The following is a 22,339-nucleotide window of genomic DNA, read 5'->3' on the forward strand; positions in this document are numbered from 1 at the left end:
AACTAAATCCCCATATCCAATGGTTTGCTATGCTCTTTCTCCAGTTCTCGCTGCTCCTTTTGCGGTTCTTTGGGCGCGGTTTCAATTCCTTTAGCAAGACCCGTGGCTGCGGCTTTACCAAGTCGCTTAGTCACTTCGAGCGCTGATGTTTTTACGCCTTCATTTTTCTCGACTGCGGTTTCCAGTTTCTCGCGGTTATCAACGATCAGCGTTAAACCATCCCGCAATCTGGTAATCGTGACCAGAAATGTCTGCTTGTTGGAAAGATTACGCTCGCGGCTATCCATGACCGCAATCCCGCGATCAGAAGTCAGCCCCTGCGCCATATGGGCATTGAGCGCGTAAGCTAGATCAATGCGCTTTAGCATAGGGTCTTTATGGGGCAGTCGATGCTCCATGCCGGAAGATGTTCGTAAGTGAACATGATCATTATCTATTGCCGTAATATTTGCCTGATCCGCATTGAATAAACCGCGTTTGTGATCGCTATCGGTCCAGCGAATTTTATCACCGGCATAAATATCGAGCTGCTTCTTTTCAAATAAAGCGATCTGATCTTCAGATGCATTGGCGCGAAGTTTGCCAACCTGGAAGCTCCGCTCCCTGCCCTTGCGATCTTTAAGAACAAGCTGCTTTGCGCGTTCATCTACCGAGATGACATCATATTGACCCTTGCCAAGACGCTGACTTCTATCCGGCGCTTTAAGTTCGATCATCATGCCCGGCTTGTAGCTGTGAACATAGCGCAGTTCCTCACGGGTGTTGTTGACGCGGGAGAAGGTGTCCAGTTTTAGCCCGCGTTTTCCCAGTTCATCATTTTGTTTAAGCCCGGTTTGCACCGCTTCATTGACTGCGGTGCGCAGTGCCCGTCCAGATGCATAAATGGCCGTGGATTGCCGTTCGTGCGGAGAGAGCGCGAGCCAGCGTTCGGCAGCGATCAGGGCGCTGCCCTCTTTGGTTTCGATAATATGGTCCTTCAAATAGGACATGGCCTCGCCGATATTTCCGGCCTGGGCTGAATATTGTGCGCGGCGTAATATTTTATCACGCGCGCGCAAATTGGTGATCATTTTTGCGGTATCAATGCCCGAGGCCTGCACAAGCGCGAAGGGCTTGCCGGCATCGACAGCGCCAAGCTGCTTCTTGTCCCCGATCATCACCAGACGGTCTACCTCGAGCAGGTTTGCGAGCCGGACCAGCTTTTCTTTTTCGACATTGGATACCATCGAGGCCTCGTCGAGCACCAGCACATGGTCTTTCATGGCGGCTTTGGCTTCTGTGAGAGCATTTTTATCCGCTCCCTCCTGTAGGAGGTTTTTGTGACTTCCGATGAAGCGCGCCAGGGTCATCGACGCAATCCCGGTATCGCGTTCGAGCATCTGGACGAGCGTATTCTGGACGGCGAGACCCAGAACCGTTTTACCATTCTCGCCAAAAAGCTGCGAGACGGGTTTAAGAAGGCTGCTCTTGCCTGCCCCGGCAATGCCCTGCACCGCGATAATGCGGTTGGACGATGATAATATCATCCGGCCTGCGGACTCTTGTCCTTCGTTAAGTGTCATCCCAAAGTTAAGACCCGCGACCGCTTGCAGCTGATCGCCTGCCATGCCCGATGACAAAAAAGGCTCTGACTTGCCCCTGCCCGCTTCAACCTGTCCAATTATCCGCTGCTCGGTCTGCAAAGCATCACGCGTGGTGACAAAATCACGGTCGCGTCCTTTGCCCCGGACGAGCTCACCTTCCCTGACCAGCGCCCGTACACGGCGTTCGACATGGGCAATGGATGTCGGTAGGCCAAAATCCAAAGCTGTCTTGTAAACATCATGAACCCCAAAGGCTGCTTCGCGCTGCGCCAGATGGCGAATGGCTGAAGCGGTCGCCTGCGCTGCAGCTATCTCTTCGCGGGGTTTGTTCAGGATATGCACTGGCACCAAAGGATCGGCGGAAGGCTTTGGACCAAATCCCTGAATTTTTTCTGCAAACGCGCGCAGGAAAATCATCCCTTTTTGCGCCAGCGACAGATTGGGATTTTTATCAACCTCCAAACCAGCTGCGCGAATGTTCGCTTTGTCGATCAATCCGCCAAGATCGAGATCCATCGCCCGTGCTGCTTCCTGCCATGTTGTAGACAAGGCATCCCTGTCCTTTATGGCTTCTTTGGGCGCACGGGTGGCCAGAGCGGCAATCTTGCCAGCTTCCAGTCCTGGTCCCCGGCGCGCATCAAGCACCTCCTGTCGGCGGGTCGAAAAGGCCATGACCGCTTCGCGCGATATACCTGCGGCTTCAAAATTACCGTGCTTGCCTTGATGGGCAGGCTGATAGCCAAGCTTTTCGATTTCAAGACGAAAGCGCGCCATCGTCATGCTGTTCAGAAGCGTGTTGTTCGACCAGAGCTTGTCATTATGCAGCGCCCGCCATTTGGCGTCCGGGCCTTGGGTGATATTGGCGACAACCGCGTGAAAATGAACATTGGGTTCAGAATTGCGATTGGTATCATGCTGGAACAGTCCAATGGTGAGATTGCCGGAACCAATGGCCTTGATCTTGCCGCGAGAAAAAACCCGTGTTTCGGCGATATTTTTCTCGGCCCATTGCAGCGTCTCGATCACCGCCGTCCGGTAAGCTTCGATGATCCGTTTATCGCCGCCCACCAGAGCGATTAACGACCAGCTTTTGGGCAGCGAGAAAGTAAGATCGGTTCCGGCGCGGTGATATTGTTTATCGCTGCCAACACGCTCGCCATTTGGCAATTCACCGCGCAGCAAAGCTTCAAAGCCGCTCGCGTCCACCTGGCCCTTTAAACCTAACCGCTCCGCTCCTTCTCCGATCCACTGACCGGACCGGTCGGCATCGGCTTTGGTATAATAGTTATCCGCCGCAAAATAAGTTGCAGCGCCGCCCGCAGAGCGAACATTGGAAGCGGAGAGCATAGTCCATTCCTATCATTGAACGCGCCCTCCACCGCGCAGGTTTCACATGTCATATTCGCCGATATCGCGGTCCGGCTCATCACGCACAGCGCCCTCACGGAGATCCCGGCCAGCATCACGCGGCAGACCGCTCAGCGACCGGGCCTTGTTCGCTGGATCGGATGGATCAGGCAGATCAGAGCGCTGCTGTTTGTCATCTTCGGGAGACGGTGATGGCGCCTGCTCATCCTTGCCGAGCGATTTAATCGGACCATCGGTAGCGGGATCCGCTGTGTTGCCCTTCAGTATTTTATCTTGAGGCTCATCGGACAACTGGACGTCGGTGATTTCTTCGGGCTCCCGAAAGGCAAACTCCTTCTGATCGGCCGCAGATTGTTTGACGCCTTCGTCATTGTCATCGGAGTCCGCTGCTGGCTCCTCCTCCCCGCTGTGGCTATTTTTAGCCGTCCCTTCAGACTTGGAAGACGGCAGTGGTTCTTTGCTGGGTGCGCGAGGTTTATACAGTTCATCGGGCTCATCAAATGCCCGCGCAATAAATCCTTCTGCCAGACTGGGCCAGGATTGCGGGACCAGTTTAACCGGCGCAGCGGGGAAGCCATCGGGGAACTTGATGTAGCCGTTGAGCCGCGGCAAGTTCATAAATTGATCGGGCAGCAGCAGCGGTTCGATCTGCCTTCTGGGGGTTAGACTGACGGCATCACGGGCATTATTATAGCCGTAACTATAGCCTTCTTCCATGTCGCGTATCTGCCGGTGACCGATAAAGTCTGAGCACCATGTTGCCGTTTCCCGGTCGGCTGTAGCCAGTATTAATTTGGTGCGCGCAAGCGAAGACAATGTCATCGCCATATTTTCACCATACACCTCCTTGAGTTTGGCAAATGCATGAATACCAGTCACGATAGCGCCGCCAAAATTGCGGGCCGTTTGCAAACCTTTTTCCAGCGCTGGCAACCGGTGCAATGCGCCCAGCTCATCAATCATGAACCACACCCGCAAATCGGATGTCCGGCTCATCGACATGAGGGTATTCATCGCAGTGTCCATCCACAATGTTAGCAGCTTGGAACAGATACTCATGTCCACATAGCGCGCGGATATAAATATGATCCCGCCGCGTTCGCATTCACCCTGCACCCAGTCGCGGATTGAAAAGTGCGGACCATGTTTGGGCAGCAACATCAAAGCCTCGGCATTTGCATTAAGCACAGCCCGGATTGAGGTTGCCATCCGGGCCGCTTTGGGCGCGGTCAGTTGCTCCGCGACAGTACCCTTTAGGAGCTTATGAACATCTGTGAGATCGGCCGTAATCAGCTTGTTTGCGAGCGCCTCGTTGGTTGGCGTTCCCGCCTTCATCAGTTGCATGCAGGATTGCACAAATACCGAGCGGGCACCAATAACCCAGAACTGGTCATCGCCGCCGCCATCCTGGGGTACTATTGCTTCAGCAGCGCTGTGAAATTCGGCAATGGTGCTGCAATCATTGAACACACTCCATTGCGGACAGCGGGCATCAAGCGGGTTCAATATGACATCACGCGAAGGGTCATAGAAATGTTCGATAAAAGCGCCGGTCAGATCGAATATGACGGCGCGCTGTCCCTTTCTGCGGGCCTCGTCTATCATCTCCAGCAGGGCAACGGTTTTACCGGTTCCGGTGGTTCCGATCAGCATCGCATGGCTCTGTTCAAGCCGCCAGGGATAACGAACACCTGTAATTGCAGAGGGAGTATAATAGCCCGCCGCATCGAGCCCATGCTGCCCTGCCAGTCGCCAACGCCGGCCTAATTCGGCGCGCATTTCCCTTACCTGCTCGCTAGCATTATGGCGGGTTATTTCCGCTTGCAGCTGGGGCAATGTTGCAAGCTGCGCTCCGCGTTCATGTTTACTTTCTTTCGACCGTCCACCAAAATATTCAGCCACCCAATAAAATAGTATAAAGGCAGGCAGAAACAGCAATACGGAGATGGCCAAAGCCGTCCGGAGCGCAGTCCATAATGCTTCCATTGCGCGCACGACAGGAGGGAAGTTCTGAACCGTTGAAATCGCCATTTCAGTGCTCGCGCCACCGGCAAGATCAAGATTAACCGGCTTGGTAGGATCAAACTCCATGAACCCGTAGAGCGATGCATAAAGGTTCATGCCGGCAAGGTAGCGCTGATGGTCGGTGAGGCCAGATGTTACCTGCCAATAGCACATCCCTAACAGGAGAATAGCAGCGATAATGAGAGGGGCTTTGAGCCCACTTGCGAACATGAATCCAAAGTGCCCGAGAAGCTGGCTACCGCGCGTGAAATTGACCAGATTACGCTTCATCACGACCTCCATTCGAAGAGGCAGGAGCAAGCCCCAATCGCTGCAGGCGGCGGGCATAGGCATCATGGGTTTTTTGCCGAAGCGAACTATCTGGATGGGCAGTCAAAATGGCATCAAGCGCTACGGACGAAAATACAATCTCGCGGGCTTTGTCGAGGCCTTTTAAAGCGTCGCTATTACCTTCATCCTGCGCAATATACGCCGCCATCACAAGATCACGAATGAAGACGCTGACACATTCCCCGTGATCGTCAGCCTCCGACCTGACCCACTGCGCCAGCGGATAAGAAAGATAGGTTTGTAAGCAAATATGGTTGGTCATACTCAGGTTCCTTGACGTTCAAGAACCTGGTTCACCCTTCGAAAAGCCCAATAAGAATAAATCGTGAACAAGTCTAAGTCAATCGGTTATATATCGCTTTTTATCAATATGTTATGCTGACGTGATTGGGGTAAGACTTGCCCAAAACCCACCAAGTCTTAGAGGATTTGTCTGTTACATCGGGCCATTTTGGAACTTAAACAATTGATATAAAACAATATACCCAAGGCAGCGAGCTGCGTACGGTGTGCAGTCAAGTTCCCAGCTCGGCAGACCTGCTCCAGCTCGTTTCTTGACCCTTAAATAACTAATTTGAAACAACTTTCCTTCAAGAGGATAATATGGGCCATTATGGGATTAAGAGAGAAAAGGTCCGAAAGGGCCGTTTGGCAACCAAATAGCATGCAAAAGCCAAAAACTGCCGACCGGTTTTTGTCAATTTTCTGCTGGATTGAAGCATTCGTTGGTGCGGTTGTAAATGCATTGGAAGAGCAAACTGACATACGCCCTATCGTCAATTAGAAGTTAGAATTGTAGCAAAAAGAAAGGCCCGGTAGCGGATACTACCGAGCCTCGGAATATTGTAATGTCGGTTGCGTTTAGTCGGTAGATTTGGCTTTCGCTTTGGAAAGAAAATCAACCTGCTCGGCGATGATTTCACAGCCATAACGAGTGTTGTTTTTATCGTCTGTCCACTTGGTATAATGGATACGTCCCGTGACCATGATCATGGCTCCTTTGGTGACATGGTCGGCAACGCATTTGCCGATGCCATTGAAGCAGGTAATCCGGTGCCACTCGGTATCTTTCTGACGTTCGCCTTCGCTGTCTTTGAAGCTGCGTGTTGTCGCCAAAGAGATGTTTGTAATTGTTGCATCTGACTTGGTTTCGCGAACCTCTGGATCGTTCCCTACGAAGCCGACGAGTGTGACTGTGTTTTTCATGATTGATTACCTTTCGAAGCTATTTTGTTCGTCCAAGGGACCATCCCTTTGACTAAGCCCGAAAGGTCCGGCTGGGGTCTGGACTGCACCGAATGACAATGAGGGAAACTCCGCTCGAAGGGGTGGAGCGGGCAGCAGCGCATAGCGATGCAACACGGCCCTGAAGATGCGCGGGTTGCTGTCCAGGCACCATCCGGACAGGGGCGGTTTATGTCATGAGAGGGGATGTGTTTTTGGACTATTGCCAGCTATCGATTGGTTTCCCGATACAAATTGCAATTGTGGTGTTTTTGGATGGCCATTCGGAATTCTGAAATCGATGCTGAGAGTATAATCGAATTGTCTCAGCGGAAATCAAAAATTGTCCAGTCGAATGGCAATTATTGGGTGGATTGCTGCCTGTCCGGTTTTGGCTGGCAGAGAAGAAGAGCGGTCGTACCTAAAGCTACGGTTGCCTTTCGAACCATGTAAGTGCGCGTTCCACGCCCTCGCGTGCTTGCTTGATCACCGTTGTTTTCCAGCGCTCGTCGCAAACGAAAAAGGCGTCGTAGATGCTTTTCATGCACGCAAAGTCACGTGCCTTCGCGACTGCAGCTGCGTGGTCGATCCGCAACGCCTCAAGTACGGACATCTCGGGCAAAGTGCCGAATTCATGGGCAACCGCAATGACCGATGCTCCGCTCAACTGTCGCCTTACTCCGTCTGGTAGGTCGCCCGAGATAATATAGGAAATTGTTCCGGCCTCACCGCTTTCGACATATTCCTCTCCCCATATGAAGCGTTCGATCTCTCGCTCCTTCGCTCGTGCGGTATGCGATCCGATGAATTGGCCGATGCCACCATCGCCCAGCCCGGTATGAAAGGCGATGATGCAAACCGTCCTTGCCGCACCGACATGCTTGGCAAGGATGGTTTCAAAATTGGCCCGCGCCCATGTCGGCGCAAAACCGCCGAAAAAAGGTGCTGCCGGGAAGCGATATTGGCCACCTGCGACTGCCGCGCGCATAGTCGGCATATCTGACTTCATCCATCGCATGAGTGCGGCATCTGCTGTACTCTTTTGTGCGGCGCTGGGTGTAAGCCATTTGGCAAGCTGTTCGTCGAATGCAGGATTGGCCGGCAGTGGTTGATCGAAATCGACAAAGTTTCGGTTGAGATCGACGCCTTCCTCCGTCACGCGACGAAACCAAGCCATTCCATGTGGATTGACCGCATGGATCAAGACAATCTCAAGACCCTCAGACGGCAGCAGTCGACCGATGAGATCGGTCGGGATCATCGATCCAGCGTAACCCTCGACGCCGTGCACGCCCGATATCAGGACAAGTTTTTGTGCAGTATTAGGATCGCCAAGACACGCAACGTCGATAGCGAGCGCTTCGCCCTCCGGCCCTCGCTCGGGATTTGGATATTCGTTCAGCGTTGCATCTGCCAGTCGTGCGGCGCCTAGGAATGCCGACCGTGCTTGAGCGTAGGTGATCATCGCCACGTCAGCCAATGGCCTCGAAATGGAACCCCTTATCGGTCTTGCGGACACTCGCGAAGCATTGGCTATTGACGTGGATCAAGGAATAAAGGGCGAACAGGTCGTCGAGGCCATGACCAGGATCAGCGCAGTTCGCGGCACGCCACGCGCCATTCGTGTGGACAACGGCCCCGAGTTCATCTCGAACGCTTTGGATCGATGGGCCTACGAAAATAAGGTAACGTTAGACTTCTAGCCACCTGGCAAACCGACGGACAACGCCTTTGTTGAATCGTTCAATGGTCGTCTGCGCGACGAATGTCTCAACACACATTGGTTCTTGTCTTTGGCCGACGCCAGGGGCAAAATAGAAGCGTGGAGACGGGACTATAACGAGTGCCGTCCTCACACCTCTCTGGGCTGGATGACACCAGCCGAATTTTCTTCATCGCTCGGGGTTAACCCCGAGCGATGAAGGCCAGAGGCTAACATTGAACCCGGACACGAAACCGGGGGACCGTCAAACCGCCGGAACTCTAACATAGCCGCTGGACTACCCTAATGGGGCAGGCCAGCGGGATGGGCTGCCGCGGTTAGAACGAGCGCCGCACCGGCCAATAGTATCAGTTTCCCTGATCTTGTCCTTATTTTTGATGGCTCTATAAGTCTCTGTCTCATTCTTAATTCTTCCCATATGGTGCGTTTCGCATATATTCCGGCGACTTCAACTCATCGGCGACATCAGGCCCACGATCGCTACAAGTCCAATGACCGCGATTGCCAGAGCTATTTCAATTGATAAACTGATGCGTAGGGCCGCCAAACTGGCGGTTGGGTCTGTGTCCAAGCCGGCACTTACTGCACCTGCACGGCGCTTGCCGATAAGCGCGTTGCGCCCCCCGCACAGCAGCATGAGTGCCACAATCGCCATCTTTGTGGCGAGCAACTGCCCATAACCCGTCGTAAGCACCGTGCCGCTATTATGCAGACCGAATATCATTTGCGCGTTAACGAGCCCGGTGATTGCAACCATGGCGACAAGCGCCATTCCAAGCGGAGCAAACTTATGCATTGCGTTTAACAAAGGTCCGGCAATTGTCTTGTCCGGAGAGCGGTGTGCCCCGATGGTGAGATGCAGAAACCAACCAATCGCTCCGAGCCACAGCCCCGCAGCGAGTAAGTGAACTGCATCGTTAACTCTGTGAAATAGGCCAATACCGCCTTCAAGAGCCGCAGCATGACCGTTCCATGCCAGGCTGGCTACAGCCAAGCCGTATAGGGCGACTGTAATAGGCAAACCGGCAGCTAAGCGGTGCCTGAGTAATAATGCAATCAAAGCTCCTGAGAGCAGCGCCATGCGCGCGGCAAATGCCCAGCCCATGCTCGTTGAAGCAATCATGGCTTCTATCGTAGCCCACTCAGTCAACCATAAGGGCTGCCCCATCATCGCGGCGATGCTTTGGACCATCAACGCAGCGGAAAGAAGCGGCGCAAGCGTTGCAAGGCCAATCAGATATCTATCAAACCTTAGAGATTGGACGTCGCTAGACAGCCAACTTAGCCCGATTAGCCGGTAAGCGGTCAGTCCGAACAGGCCGAGCAACACGGCATAGTGCAGAAACCGCAGCAGAAGGTAGGGCCAGTCGTCCATCTCGCTGGCTTAGCGTACCGTGAAGTTCACAGTGCCTTTCATGCGATGGCCGTCAGCACCAGCTGCTTGCCACCGCACTTCATATGTTCCTGCTTGGAGCGGCTTGCGCAGGTTTAACGTGAGCGTTTTGTTACCATTTGACCAGGCGGCGGTGAAATTGCGAATGACCATTGGCTGATGATTTTTCATACCGGGCATTGCGGTCATGACAATGCTGGCCGCGACAGTTGGCGGGAGCAAAGCTTCGCTGAAGGTCATAGTCACGTTTTTTGGTTTGGAGACTGACGCGCCTTGTGCGGGGTTCGATGCAACAACTTTTGTGTGCGCCATCGAAATTGCTGGTACTGAGGCCGTTGCAACAGCAAGCGCATATGCGCCTGCTTTCAAAACATTACTAAAAGTCATAAGTTTATCTTTCCAGAAAAGTAAAAAGTTCGTCTCACGAAAACGGCCAAGCCGGATATTTCCGGTGAACCGGCAATCATGGCTGATATATATTCCATCATGGTTTTCGCGGAGCGCGTGAAGACGAGTGATACTGAACAATCTTCCAGCCTGCCGCATCATGGCTGAGGACTGAGGTTGCTGCGCCTTCGCGCTCGATCACGCGTCCGTCAGCCAGTTCGATGCGATAATCATAGGTTTCGCGCGCAAAGGCCATGTGGCCCATGCGGGTTACGGCAATTGTCGGATCGGTGAAGGTGAAGCTTTTGATGGAACCTAGCTCAGGGCCGAGATGATGTTCCATATAATGTGCAAAGCTGCCTTCATCTTTGCCGTTTTCGTAGATGTAAGATTCTTCGGCAAACAAGGCGGTCATAGCATCCGCGTCACCGCTAACCAGGGCGTTGCGATAGGCAGCCAGTGAAGCCACGGCACCGCTCGCATCTGTGTTTGCGTCTTTGTCTAAAGCCTGGTGGTCCCCATGATCCATCGAGTGACCTGAATGGTCCATGGTCTGAGCGAATGCGGGCGATGATATTGCCGCGAAACCAAGTGCGCTTCCCAATGCCAGTTTATAGTTGTTCATCATAATCTCCCCAAAAATTCTAAAACCAGAAACGAATGCCGACGACATAATTGGTAACGCTGGGGTCCTCACCTTGAGCCCTTGCAAAGTCGGCGCTGCCGCCGAGACGCCAGCTTTGTTCAATCCCGATATAAGGGGCGAATTCGCGTTTGATTTCATACCGCAAACGCAGGCCCAGTTCGAGTTGGTCTATGCCCGCTCCGATCCCAAGCTGCGGAATATCCTGAGCGGAAAGATTGACTTCGCCGCGCGGCTGCAGGATCAGGCTTTGAGTGATTTTCTGGTCAAGTTCGGCTTCGAAACGGGCCGTTATGTCGCCGCGATGCGAGACAAATACGGCTCCGTCCAATTCAAACGCATAGGGTGCAAGGCCTTGAATGCCGAGGGCCAAATGGGTTGTGTCCGGCCCGCCAATATCCTGTCGTACCCCGGCTTGGAGATCGAAGAACGGTGCGATGGCGCGCGAATAAAGCGCCTGAAATTCTGCATCTTCGACCTTCTCTCCGAAACTGCCTTCGCCTTCGCTCTTGAACCAGAATTTGCTGGTGGTTCCGCCATAATAGCCTTGAACGTCCCATAGATATCCGTCCGAGCTCTCCCGGACCTGCACTTCAGCACGGTCTGCCTGAAACCAGAATAGCGGGTAGTCGCCGTGAGTTTGTTGCAAGTCGCGGCGCGATGCGCGCATGGCATCTGCGCCCCAGATTGCGTCGGCAGCGCGCGGCGGGCTGCTGGGCGCTCCCGGAGGGGGCGGCGTTTCTATTTCGGGACCGGGCGAAGCCGCGCCTTCCATCATATCATGACCCATAGCGCCATGATCCATTGCAGACTGGTCCGCCTTGTCCTGCTCCAGTGTCTCATGATTCATCTTGCTATGGTCCATCGAGGCGTGATCCACGGCCGCATGATCCATATCTTCCATTTCGGAAGGTTGGTTTGGTTCAGCGGAAGCTGGCATGACGTGGCCAGCGTGCGGGTCGACGGGAATTGCTTGCGGGGCAGATGACGGGGCGGTCTCGGGTGAAGTCTTTGGGGTAGCGTGGCCCTGATGCGCATCATGATCCTGGGCTTGCGCCGATACAGGTAGCATCGCCGCTGCCAAAGCGGGCAAAATGATGACTGAAGTTCGGCTCATGATGCTGCTCCAGGACCGGCGACCGTCACTGTCTGCATCATTCCGCCATGCATATGGTAAAGGAGATGGCAGTGAAAAGCCCAATCGCCCGGCTCGTTTGCTGTCAAATCAAACTGAGCGCTGGCTCCAGGCTGGACGATCATAGTGTTTTTGCGCGGTTGCAATGCGGGTGACTGCCCGTTGACCATTTCAAAGAACATGCCGTGCAAATGGATCGGATGCGCCATCATCGTGTTGTTGATCAGCTTGACACGGACCCGTTCGTTCCACGCGAAGCCGATTGGCACGTCGCTTACCGCGCTATACATGCGGCCGTCGAAGGACCACATGTAGCGTTCCATATTTCCGGTCAGATGCAATTCAAGCAAGCGTGAGGGCTCACGGGTGTCCGCGTTAGCATCGCGGGCAACCAGCATCCGGTAATTTAGAACGCGGTGACTGACATCGCGCAGCCCAAGGCCCGGATCATCCATTTTGTCCACGGGTGCCATTGATACCATGTCGATACCCGGACCAATTGCTACATCGGGCGGCAGGAGCGAAGTATCGCGCATATTCATGCCGTCCATGCTCATGCCTTCCATATCCATATCGGGCATTTCGCCAGAAGCCATTTTATCTACGGGCATTGCACCGTGGCCCAAAGCGGCATGGTCGACGCTACTGCTGTCCATATCCCCGCCGCCATGGTTCATGCCCATGTCCGCCATGGTCAGCAGCGGTGGATCGCGCAAAGCGGGCAGTGAGGCACGCGCACCAGGCGCACTCACCAGAGTAGCCAGCGCCATGCCCGAACGGTCCATAGATTCTGCGACAATGCTGTAAGCTTCGGCATTACCGGGCTCGACAATCACGTCATAGGTTTCGGCGGTGCCGATCTGAAACTCATCGACTTCAACCGGACGCACAGCTTGCCCGTCAGTTGCGACCACGCTCATTGCAAGGCCAGGAATACGAAAATTGAAGAAACTCTGCGCCGATCCATTGATCACCCGTATCCGGACGCGTTCGCCAGCTTTGAACAGATATTCCAGTCCCTCATTCGCTCCGCTCCCATTGGCGAGGAATGTATAGGTCGGCGCGCCAATGTCGGCGATGTCGGTCGGCATCATCCGCATTTTGGCCCACATCCGCCGTTCCTCACCCGTCATCTCGTAATCATCGGTCCAAGTATTTTGCTGGCGATTGAAATACCCTTCGCCAGTGCGCAGGCGGTTCATAACGAAATGCGGGTCGAGCGTTGTGAAGTCGCTGAGCAGGAGAATATAATCACGATCGACTTTGATAGGATCGCCGCCGCGCGGCTCGATAATCATGGGACCATAATGGCCGCTTTGCTCCTGCAAGCCCGAATGGCTGTGATACCAATAGGTGCCAGCCTGCCGGATCGGGAACTCATAAACAAATGTTTCCTTTGGCTTTATGCCCGGAAAGCTTATTCCAGGAACGCCATCAAACTGAAATGGTAACAGTAAACCGTGCCAATGAATCGAGCTGTCCACGCCTAGATTATTGGTAACATTGAGCCTTACATTCTGCCCCTCTGTCAACCGTATCAGAGGGCCAGGTACACTGCCATTTACCGCTATACCGGGACCGCGCCGCCCTTCGACGATCCGGTGACCGCTCCCAATCGAAAGATCAATAATTTCGCCGCTAACCTCGTCAAATCCAGCCGGGATGAGAGTGTCACCGCCGCCATGCACGCTGTGGCCACGTGCCCATGCAGGCATAGCGGCTGCCATGTAGCCCAGACCAGCCGCACCAGCGCCAGCGGTGAGAAAATTTCTTCGGTTCAGTTTAGTCATTTCCATCTTTCAAATACAGTCCGATATGACTTTTACGCTTGCAGCAGACGTGGCCCTCAAAAAAAAAATTGGTTTTTCGACCGGAAATTCAATCAGGTCAGTCTGACTGTGAAAGCAGCTTGCCACCGCACTTCATATGTTCCTGCTTGGAGCGGCTTGCGGAGATTTAATGTGAGCGTTTTGTTGCCATTTGACCAAGCGGAGGTGAAATTGCGAATGACCATTGGCTGATGATTTTTCATGTCGGGCATTGCGGACATGACAATGCTGGCCGCGACATTTGGCGGATGCAAAGCTTCGCTGAAGGACATTGTCACAGTTTTTGGCTTGGAGACTGCCGCGCCTTCTGCCGGTGTCGACGCTGTTATCCGCGTGTGAGCTTGCGAGGTTAAAGGAATGGACGTAACCGCTATAGCAATGACATAAGCGCCAATCTGTAAAATGTTGTGAAAATTCAAAATTTTATCCTTTAAGAATATTGGTGCGTTTCGTTGCCAAACCAACCTTGACATTGAGTCTGGTAACTTGTCGAATTCACGTTCGAAGCAGAATGGGGTCGATCAATAGATTGCCGTATGGCGAGCTTCGAGCTCAATTGTCCATGCTACCCTTTCGGCTCAATGAGGAGGCGAAGAAAATGATTGAACCAAGTATAACGATCAACCCGGCTATTAGAAAATGTTGTATTGTCGAGTGGCTAATCAACCAAAGTGTGAGCAAAAACCCTATTCCCGGGATTGCGAGTCCTCCGCGCAATCTGAACTGCCCCTCTTCGGCTGGGATCGTCTTTTCAATATTCGGCAGTGAGGCGATGCAAAGAGCATAGCTCAGTAGACGAACCAAAGTGCTGAGAGTAACGAGCCACACAAAGCCCTCACTGACCGCGAGCGTCATGCTGAAAAGACCGCAGAACAGGATTGAGTTAACGGGAACATGGCTCTTTTCGCTCACCTTGCCAAACCAGGCCGGCAGGCTGCCATCGCGCGATAGAGCAAATGTCAGTCGCGGCGCCGTAAGCAAAGAGGTCAAGCTCCCCCCGCCAACCGAAAACACCACGCCAAGCCCAAGCGCAAGCGCGCCAGCCGGCCCCATGAGTCTTCCAGCGACTTCGACAAGCGGTGCGTCGCTCTTCCCAAGATCGGATCCGACCGACACGACGACGAGCTGGATAAGAGCATAGCAGAAGGAAATGGCGACAACCGTTCCAACAAGGGTTCGCGGTATGGCCTTTCTCGCATTACGCGTTTCACCCGCCGCGATCAGGCTAAACTCGAAGCCGATGAACGCATACATCAGAACTAGCATCGATTGTCCAAGTGTCTCAGTACCCGGTATATCCGTGCCGATCACGCCGACCCATTCAATTGTCGGAAGCCCGACAAAGATCAGAAGGAGCAACGGCAGCAGCTTCAAGATGCTGATTAAGTAAACCATCGCCATTCCCGCTCGCACGCCGACCACATTCAACATCGTGGCAAGCGAAATATAGCCTATGATCGCCGCGATTTTCGGAGAGCCAGATGCCAGCGGTTCCCACAGGGCGGCGGCATAGCTAACTATGAGATTAGCGCTGGCTGCAATTGCGGCGACGCGGCTCACATAGATCAGCAAACCCGTCTGGCATCCGACATATCGACCGAAAGCATGGGTGGTGTATGCGACCGGCCCGCCTGTGATATCGAAAAAGCCGGCGGTTCGCGCCAGTGTGAGTGCAACCGAAAGGATCAGGAGCCCGCACAGAACAAAGACCCACGGACTGAAATAGCCTGTCTGTGCTATCGCGATGGCCGGTAACGCAAAAATGCCAGAACCTATTACACCATTCATCGCTATCGTCGCGACGCCGATTTTCCCAATTTCGCGCCGCAGGAGCGAGTCAGAAGCCGCCGCCTTTTTCATTGGCCGCTCCCCCCGTTTGCGTCTTCCTTATAGCCATTCGACGTCGCAATCAGCGCAACCGTTGCGTCAGGTGAAATCACCCCGTTTTTTAAAAGAAGCTCGAGTCCGGTGAGCGTCGCGGCCGAAGACAGTTCGGCATAGCAGCCATGGCGAGCGAGACGGATCTGATCGCGAGAGACCATTTCATCCTTCACGATCACCGCGCCACCGCCCGACGCACGGATCGCCTCCATCGCCTGATAGGTGACCGTCGAGCCGCCGATTGATGCCAGCCGAGTCGTTCCGGGAAACGAGCCCGTGATCGACTCCCCACCGAGCACCGCGCTGATCCGCGCAAACGGCTCGACCGCATATAGCCGGGGAACTGATTTGATCAAGCCGGCGGCCTTGAGCTGATCAAAACCCTCCGCGAGACCCCAGATCAGGTCGCCTCGCGATGTCGGAACCAACACGACATCGACCAGGTCTGGTCCCAGCTCTTCGAGCATCTCATAGGCAATGGTCTTGAGGCCATCCAATCCAAAATGATTGCTGCCTACGGGCGGATCAAGATAGTTTGTCGCCGAAAACGCGCCCTGCTCCTTCACCATTTTGGCAATATGATCCCAACGCTCAAGGCTTTCCGAAGCGGTGACAATTTGGGCTCCGGTCATTGTGATTGCTCGCTGAAAAACCCGCGACAAAGCGGGCGTCGTGACGATGCAGCATTTCAACCCCGCCGCCGCTGCATAGAGCGCCAGTGACGCCCCGCCATTGCCGCTCGAAGCTGCAACTATTGTTGTAGCCCCTATGTCAAGTGCGCGGGCAACCGCCATGCAACTCATCCTGTCCTTGTGTGAGCCGCTGGGGTTCTGGCCCTCGTTCTTGATATGGATATCAGCTACCCCAAGCTCATTGGCCAAGGAAGAAAAGCGCGCGCAGGACGTCCCACCTTCGCCGAGCGAAACCCAAGATATATAAGGCATCCACGCTGCAAATCGCCGCATCCCATGGGCGCGGCCGTTGCTCAGCACGGGCGGCAGGTCGCGATATATCGACCGCAACGTCGAAGGTTTACCGCGTGCGAGACAGTCGGGGCATCCTTCAAAATAGTCCCCGACTGGTAGTTCCATCTGGCACCGGATGCAGGAAAACCCCGCCAGCATCGGGTTCAACGCAAGACGACGTCCATCAAAGATATCGCCACGGCTTTCCGGCAAAGGCGGCATTGATTGTGTCACGATCCCGTCCCGCTCCTGAAGGACCGAAGCTGATCGAAGGCAGCCGAAAGGTCGGCGATCAGATCGTCGCATGCTTCAAGCCCCGCGTGGACACGTATCAAACTCCCCTTTTCGACCGGTGTGCAACTGCGCTCTGGCGCGGGCCAGGCGGGAACAATCAGACTTTCGAACCCACCCCAACTGGCACCCAACTGAAACAACTGGAATTGATTGAAGAAAACCGAAGTTTCTTGCGGTGTCATATCATCAAGCAAAACGCCGAACAGACCCGTTGCCCCATCAAAATCGCGCCGCCAGATTGCGTGCCCCGGGTCCGAAGCGATGCCGGGATAGAGCACATGGCGGACCTCGGGCTGCTGCTGGAACCAACCGATGAGTTTCAAGGCGTTGCGCTGGTGTCGCTCCAGACGCACGTCGAGGGTCCGCAACCCGCGATGCACGAGGTAGCAATCGTCCGGCCCTACACAGTTTCCCCAGTAGCGCGCGGCGTCCTTCAACTTTCGGAAGATATCGGAATTCGCTGCGGTCATCGCGCCGAGCATTACATCGGAATGTCCCGACAGATATTTGGTCGCCGCGGCTATCGACACATCGACGCCATGCTTGATCGGGCGGAAATAGAGCGGGGTGGCCCAAGTGTTATCGATCATCGTTACAATCTCTCGCGCGCGCGCCACGGCTGTAATCGCGGCAATATCGGGCATCTCAAAGGTTAGCGAGCCCGGAGTCTCGAGGAAGATGGCGCGCGTGTTCGGCCGGAACTGGGCGACGATGTCGCTTCCCACGCCAGGGTCGAAATAAGAGACCTCGACCCCCATTGCGGTCAAGACATCGTCACAGAATCTACGCGTCGAACGATACACGGTATCGATGACCAGTAGGTGATCGCCCGCCGACAAAAATGCCGACAAACTGAGCGAAATTGCTGCCGTCCCGGAGGAGGTAACCACCGTCCGGTGCCCCCCTTCGAGCGCCGCGATGGCCGCTTCGAGGGCGAAAGTCGTTTCGGTCCCGTACAGACCATAGATGACATCGTCATAGATACGGCTATGCCGACCCGTATAGGCTTCGACGTTGTCAAAAGTGATCGTTGAGGCGCGGTGGACCGGAGGGTTGAGCAGACCCGCCGCTTTCGCCGAGGGTGAGCTCGAACGAACAAGCTTCGTCATCGCAGACGTTCGGCTACCGTCTTTACCGCGGTTAGCAGTCTCGTCATTCACACTAAATACCTTCTGAAGTCAGGACATTCTCTATCCTCCTGAAATGTTGTTGGAAGCAGGAAATAAAATGCAGAGGTAAACCAGGCTTCGACGAGGCCTAGAGAAATACCGCTGTCGGATGTTGCTAAAGTCATTCCTTGCGTCTTCCTTTTTACTTTGGTCTATATTGATTTGTAATAACTTTGGAGAGTGACGGATGAACCTACGACAGTTGGAAGCATTTCGGGCGGTCATGCTAGCCGGATCGGTTACGCAAGCCGCTCAGTCCATGCATTTGTCTCAGCCGGCGGTCAGCAAACTCATCGCCGATCTCGAATATGCCATCGGCTTTAAGCTCTTCGTTCGCTCGAAGGGTAGTGCGCTCACCGTTACGCCTGAAGCTGGGTATTTTTTCCATGAGGTCGAGCGCAGCTTCATTGGCATCGACGCTCTGAAAAAAACGGCGAGTGACATCCGAAACCTCTCGACCGGCAATCTTCACATTGCGTCGCTGCCGGCGCTGTCTTTCAGCTTCTTGCCTCAGGTAATTCGTGCGTTCCAGAAAGATCACCCTGGTGTTTCGATCCATCTTGACACGCATAGTTCGTCGACTGTCCGTCAGTTGATCGAGAACCAGCAGTTTGACGTTGGGCTCGCGACACGGGGCCACGATATCCCTGGTGTATCTACGAGCAGATTTCTGCGGTCGGTCGGGGCCTGTATCCTGTCTCCCGGACACCGGCTCGCAGGACGAGCCCATATCGAGCCGACCGATCTCGCGGGTGAGCCCTTTATATCGCTGATGCACGGTGACAAAACGCGTCGACGCATTGATCGCATCTTCGAAGACGCTGGTGTCGAACGCGACCTGGTTGTGGAAACGCAATATGCTATTACCCATTGCAATCTGGTGGCTCAAGGCGTCGGTTGTTCGATCATAAATCCTGCCACTGCGATCGATTTTGTTGCCCAAGGCCTTGTCGTCTTGCCATTTCTGCCGCGTATCGAATTCGAATATCTCTTGTACACACCTTCGCTGCGCCCCCTGTCGCAGGCAGCGCTTAGCTTTATTGAGATCATGATGCGGATCAGAGACGAAAAGATCGCGGATGGAGCCTTTGGAGAGCCTGCCATCAACACTCCCACCCGTCCCGCACACACGAAGCGAGCCGCTATAGCCAGAGATTGAAGACGAATTCGGCATAATTTTGAATTTATACTCGTAACTCCGGCACTGAGACTGGTATTGTAGGCGACAATTCGAACTGCCGAATTGATGAAGTCCATGAGCCACGCCGGGCTGGCAGCAAATGTATTTGTGCCGACTCAAGGCCTGCCGGAGGTTTGAACTAATCATATAGTGGACCGTATCCTGAAGCGGGGGTCGACGAAAGCATCGACCCCATCGCCAATGTTCTAGAACGTTGTCGTTGCGCGAACGTACCAGAATCCGCCGTTGAAGCCGGAGGGTGCGAAGCGCATATACTGGATACCGTTGTTGATCTGCGACTGGCGCGCTTCGCGGTCAGGAAAATTGTCGAAAATGTTCTCGCCGCCAACCGCCAGCCTAACGATATCGTTGAGACGATACGATACTTCGACATCGGTGAGGATTTCCGCACCGCCGGTTTGATCACTCGCCGGCGTGCTCCCATAGTCAGTCCACTTGCCGTAATAGGTGGCGCGCGCTAGAAAGCCGAGTCGATCGCCTTGATAGTTGAACGCTACATTGCCCTTCCACTCGGGTACAAAGTCCTCGAGTTCGAGGAGCCGTTCGCGGTCTGCAGCGATGACCGGGCTGGCGCGAGTGACTTTGGTCTTGGTATAGTTGGCGTTCGTGCTCAAAGTCGCCTTGCCATCAGCCAAATCGAAGCGATAGGTCAGAACCGCATCGACGCCCTGCGTTCGACTGTCGAATGCATTGGTAAAGAACGCCAGTTGCTGGAAACTGCCGCCGCCGGGGATGCCGAGCGCAGCGAGTTGGTCACGCTGTGCTTGAGAGAGCGCGAAATTGCCAGAAAGTGCGATGCGATCATCGACCTTGATGTTGAAATAATCGAGCGTGAAGGTCAACTGGGAAAGCGGTGTGAGCACGATACCAGCGGCGATATTGAACGAATCCTCTGGTTTGAGCGGCGCGGCACCCAGGAACTGGGCGACTGGATTATTGGGACCGACAATGCCCGATGTCAGCGGTGCACCAGTTGCCGAATCGATGTTGGTACTGACGTTGGAAGCGTTCGCCTGGCCGGGCGTCGGCGCGCGAAAGCCGGTGTTAACTGATCCACGGATTGCGATCGCGTCTGAAAATTCCGCGCGGGCGTTCACTTTCCAGTTGAACGTCGAGCCAAAATCGGAGAAATCCTCGTAGCGCAGCGCAACGCCGCCTGACAGCCATGGGGTTAGATCGCCTTCGAGCGCAGTATAGGCCGCCCAATTGTTGCGCGAAAAAACACCCGCCTGACTTGGGCTAAACCCCGGAAAGCCGTTCGAACCGACCGGAAGTCCAACGTTCAGACCGGTATCGGGATCTGTGAGTAACGCGAACGGCCCCACCTGATAAGATGCCACATCACCGGCCGTAATTTCATATGTTTCACGACGATATTCAAGTCCGCCGGCAAGGTTGAGCGGTTCGGCGAGTCCGATATCAATCGGATAGGTCATATCGGCGTTGAAGTTGAGTTCGCTCTGTTCGAGCTTACCAATGTTGAACTCAGTCGGTGAATTCGAGCCGAGTGATGGATTAACGGTATTGGTGATATTGTATCGGGCTGAATTCTGGCCATAGCTGGCGCTCAGATCATAGGTAAGGCCGCTACTCAGTTCACCGCGCGTACCGCCAACCAACGACAGATCGCGGATCGTGGCACCAAAATTGGGTGTATAACCGCCGGGGAAAATATCACGGAAAGAAAAACGTGGGCCGCCCGGCATCGTCGTTAGCGGAACGCTGGTGTTGAGAAAGCTCGTGTTCGGATTGCGGTAGAAAAAACCGGTCACGCCGCTGCTCCAGCTGTAATTGCCGAAGACGTAAGCCTCCATCGAATCATTGAGGTCAAGTCCGGCGTTGACGAACAGCCGTGCCGCCTCGGTTTCGGGATTGCCCCAGCGCTGCGCCGGCACTGGCACACCTGAAACGCCGGCGTCGATCAGCGCCTGTGCGTCAGGACGCTGCAGCCCGCGCGAAGTGGTATTGGTGTTGACGTATTCGCCACTGATATTGATAAAGCCATCGGCTGTAAACGGCAGGCCAATATTGCCCTGGACGAGCATGTCTTCGCCGTCGCCAGCGTAATACTGGCCGTAGCGCGCGGTTAGGTTTCCTCCTTCGCGGTCATCCCGCAGCCGAAAATTGAGTACACCAGCTATCGCATCCGAACCGTAAAGAGCCGAGGCACCGTCGCGCAGCACTTCGAGTTGACCGATGGCGATCGACGGGATTGCCGACAGATCGGGACCCTGCGAACCGCGAATATAGGGAACGTTGGTGAACTGCACCGTCGCGCCGCGATGCCGACGCTTGCCGTTGACCAGAACCAGCGTCTGGTCAGGCGGCAGTCCGCGCAGCGAGAAGGGCCTTGTAAACACCGCACCATCGTTGCTAACCAGGCGCTGGATGTTGAGAGAGGGTACCTGCGTGCGCAGGATGTCGTTGACATCGGACGAGCTCTGGCTGAGCAGTTGCTCTGATGAAATAATGTCGATGGGCGTGGGAGAATCTGCTGCCGTGAGGTCGTTGCGGCGGGTACCGGTGACAATGATTATGCCTCCGCCGTTCGTTGTGTCAGCAGAAGTCGACTGCCTTCCAGTCGCTTCGTCCTGTGCCATGGCCGGTGTGGCCAAAGACAGACCGGCTAAGCCCATCGCGAGCGCCAGATACGACGTTCTGATCAATTGTTGATTTTGCGCCTTCATGATATTTCCCCTCTTAATGGTGCGTCGCGATTGGTTTCCCAAGCGCGACTCCCTTATCCGCTACAATCTGCTAGCGCAGGGGCCACAAGCATTCTATGATAAATTGAATGCCATCACGTTTTACGAAGAGGTTATCAGAAAATGTTATAGGTCGTTTGAACTAGGTGTCTCGCATGATCAACGCTATCTTGCGCGGACGCATTAACCGCAGCAACCAGATAAGTTTGCAATTGTCGCATCTGACTTGGTTTCGCGAACCTCTGGATTATTGCCTACGAAGCCGACGAGAGTGACTGTGTTTTTCATCATTTTGCCTTTCGAAGCTATTTTGTTCGTCCAAGGGACCATCCCTTTGACTAAGCCCCGAAAAGTCCGGCTGGGGTCTGGACTGCACCGAATGATAATGAGGGCAACGCCGCTCGAAGGGGTGGTACGGGAAGCAGCGCAAAGCGGTGCAACACGGCCCTGAAGATGCGCGGGTTGCTGTCCAGGCACCATCCGG

16 protein-coding genes and 1 pseudogene are annotated in these 22,339 nt (G+C 54.4%); 2 read left to right on the forward strand and 15 right to left on the reverse strand.

Annotation, left to right across the window (positions count from 1 at the left end; all coding sequences use genetic code 11):
• Nucleotides 1-2: 2 nt before the first annotated feature.
• From mobF to CHN51_RS00605, 5 genes are all read right to left on the reverse strand, one after another.
• Nucleotides 3-2,930 carry a MobF family relaxase gene (mobF, locus tag CHN51_RS00585; RefSeq protein ID WP_100092289.1) on the reverse strand — a complete coding sequence of 976 codons (2,928 nt, stop codon included), beginning with the start codon at nucleotides 2,928-2,930 and terminating at the stop codon, nucleotides 3-5.
• A gap of 42 nt (nucleotides 2,931-2,972) precedes the next feature.
• Nucleotides 2,973-5,246, reverse strand: a complete 2,274-nt coding sequence (locus CHN51_RS00590; RefSeq protein ID WP_100092290.1) for a type IV secretion system DNA-binding domain-containing protein — start codon at nucleotides 5,244-5,246, stop codon at nucleotides 2,973-2,975.
• Nucleotides 5,236-5,568, reverse strand: coding sequence for a hypothetical protein (locus CHN51_RS00595; protein ID WP_100092291.1), 333 nt, complete (start codon nucleotides 5,566-5,568; stop codon nucleotides 5,236-5,238). The genes CHN51_RS00590 and CHN51_RS00595 overlap by 11 nt, the downstream gene beginning before the upstream one ends.
• Before the next feature lie 599 nt (nucleotides 5,569-6,167).
• Nucleotides 6,168-6,512 carry a single-stranded DNA-binding protein gene (gene ssb, locus CHN51_RS00600; protein WP_100092292.1) on the reverse strand — a complete coding sequence of 115 codons (345 nt, stop codon included), beginning with the start codon at nucleotides 6,510-6,512 and terminating at the stop codon, nucleotides 6,168-6,170.
• Nucleotides 6,513-6,957: 445 nt separating this feature from the next.
• Nucleotides 6,958-7,995, reverse strand: a complete 1,038-nt coding sequence (locus CHN51_RS00605) for a DUF2817 domain-containing protein (protein ID WP_100092293.1) — start codon at nucleotides 7,993-7,995, stop codon at nucleotides 6,958-6,960.
• A 43-nt stretch (nucleotides 7,996-8,038) separates the two neighbouring features.
• Here CHN51_RS00605 and CHN51_RS00610 point away from each other — a divergent pair.
• Nucleotides 8,039-8,452: pseudogene (locus CHN51_RS00610) on the forward strand (integrase core domain-containing protein); the annotation flags it as partial.
• Between the two features lie 249 nt (nucleotides 8,453-8,701).
• Here CHN51_RS00610 and CHN51_RS00615 read toward each other — a convergent pair.
• From CHN51_RS00615 to metC, 9 genes are all read right to left on the reverse strand, one after another.
• Nucleotides 8,702-9,628, reverse strand: a complete 927-nt coding sequence (locus CHN51_RS00615) for a CopD family protein (protein WP_100092294.1) — start codon at nucleotides 9,626-9,628, stop codon at nucleotides 8,702-8,704.
• Between the two features lie 9 nt (nucleotides 9,629-9,637).
• Nucleotides 9,638-10,174 carry a copper resistance protein CopC gene (locus CHN51_RS00620; RefSeq protein ID WP_240616816.1) on the reverse strand — a complete coding sequence of 179 codons (537 nt, stop codon included), beginning with the start codon at nucleotides 10,172-10,174 and terminating at the stop codon, nucleotides 9,638-9,640.
• Nucleotides 10,131-10,661 carry a nuclear transport factor 2 family protein gene (locus tag CHN51_RS00625; RefSeq protein WP_240616817.1) on the reverse strand — a complete coding sequence of 177 codons (531 nt, stop codon included), beginning with the start codon at nucleotides 10,659-10,661 and terminating at the stop codon, nucleotides 10,131-10,133. Before CHN51_RS00625 ends, CHN51_RS00620 begins: the two co-directional genes overlap by 44 nt.
• 16 nt (nucleotides 10,662-10,677) lie before the next feature.
• Nucleotides 10,678-11,793: a copper resistance protein B gene (locus tag CHN51_RS00630; protein WP_100092297.1), complete on the reverse strand. Its 1,116-nt coding sequence runs from the start codon at nucleotides 11,791-11,793 to the stop codon at nucleotides 10,678-10,680.
• Nucleotides 11,790-13,601 (reverse strand): copper resistance system multicopper oxidase, encoded by a 1,812-nt coding sequence (locus CHN51_RS00635; protein WP_100095350.1) that lies wholly within the window; start codon nucleotides 13,599-13,601, stop codon nucleotides 11,790-11,792. The genes CHN51_RS00630 and CHN51_RS00635 overlap by 4 nt, the downstream gene beginning before the upstream one ends.
• 92 nt (nucleotides 13,602-13,693) lie before the next feature.
• Nucleotides 13,694-14,059 carry a copper resistance protein CopC gene (locus tag CHN51_RS00640; RefSeq protein ID WP_100092298.1) on the reverse strand — a complete coding sequence of 122 codons (366 nt, stop codon included), beginning with the start codon at nucleotides 14,057-14,059 and terminating at the stop codon, nucleotides 13,694-13,696.
• A 133-nt stretch (nucleotides 14,060-14,192) separates the two neighbouring features.
• Nucleotides 14,193-15,500: an APC family permease gene (locus tag CHN51_RS00645; protein ID WP_100092299.1), complete on the reverse strand. Its 1,308-nt coding sequence runs from the start codon at nucleotides 15,498-15,500 to the stop codon at nucleotides 14,193-14,195.
• Complete coding sequence (locus CHN51_RS00650) at nucleotides 15,497-16,792, reverse strand: pyridoxal-phosphate dependent enzyme (RefSeq protein ID WP_100092300.1); 1,296 nt, start codon at nucleotides 16,790-16,792, stop codon at nucleotides 15,497-15,499. Before CHN51_RS00650 ends, CHN51_RS00645 begins: the two co-directional genes overlap by 4 nt.
• A complete protein-coding gene (gene metC / locus CHN51_RS00655; protein WP_100092301.1) occupies nucleotides 16,717-17,889 on the reverse strand; it encodes a cystathionine beta-lyase in 1,173 nt (390 codons plus the stop codon). Before metC ends, CHN51_RS00650 begins: the two co-directional genes overlap by 76 nt.
• A gap of 247 nt (nucleotides 17,890-18,136) precedes the next feature.
• Between metC and CHN51_RS00660 the strand changes: the two genes are divergently transcribed.
• Complete coding sequence (locus CHN51_RS00660; RefSeq protein WP_100092302.1) at nucleotides 18,137-19,108, forward strand: LysR substrate-binding domain-containing protein; 972 nt, start codon at nucleotides 18,137-18,139, stop codon at nucleotides 19,106-19,108.
• Between the two features lie 227 nt (nucleotides 19,109-19,335).
• Here the strand turns inward: CHN51_RS00660 and CHN51_RS00665 are convergent, their stop codons facing one another.
• The gene (locus CHN51_RS00665; protein ID WP_100092303.1) at nucleotides 19,336-21,837 is read right to left on the reverse strand and encodes a TonB-dependent receptor; all 2,502 of its coding nucleotides are present in this window, start codon (nucleotides 21,835-21,837) and stop codon (nucleotides 19,336-19,338) included.
• Nucleotides 21,838-22,339: the final 502 nt, after the last annotated feature.

Source organism: Sphingorhabdus sp. YGSMI21 (assembly GCF_002776575.1).
GTDB lineage: Bacteria > Pseudomonadota > Alphaproteobacteria > Sphingomonadales > Sphingomonadaceae > Parasphingorhabdus.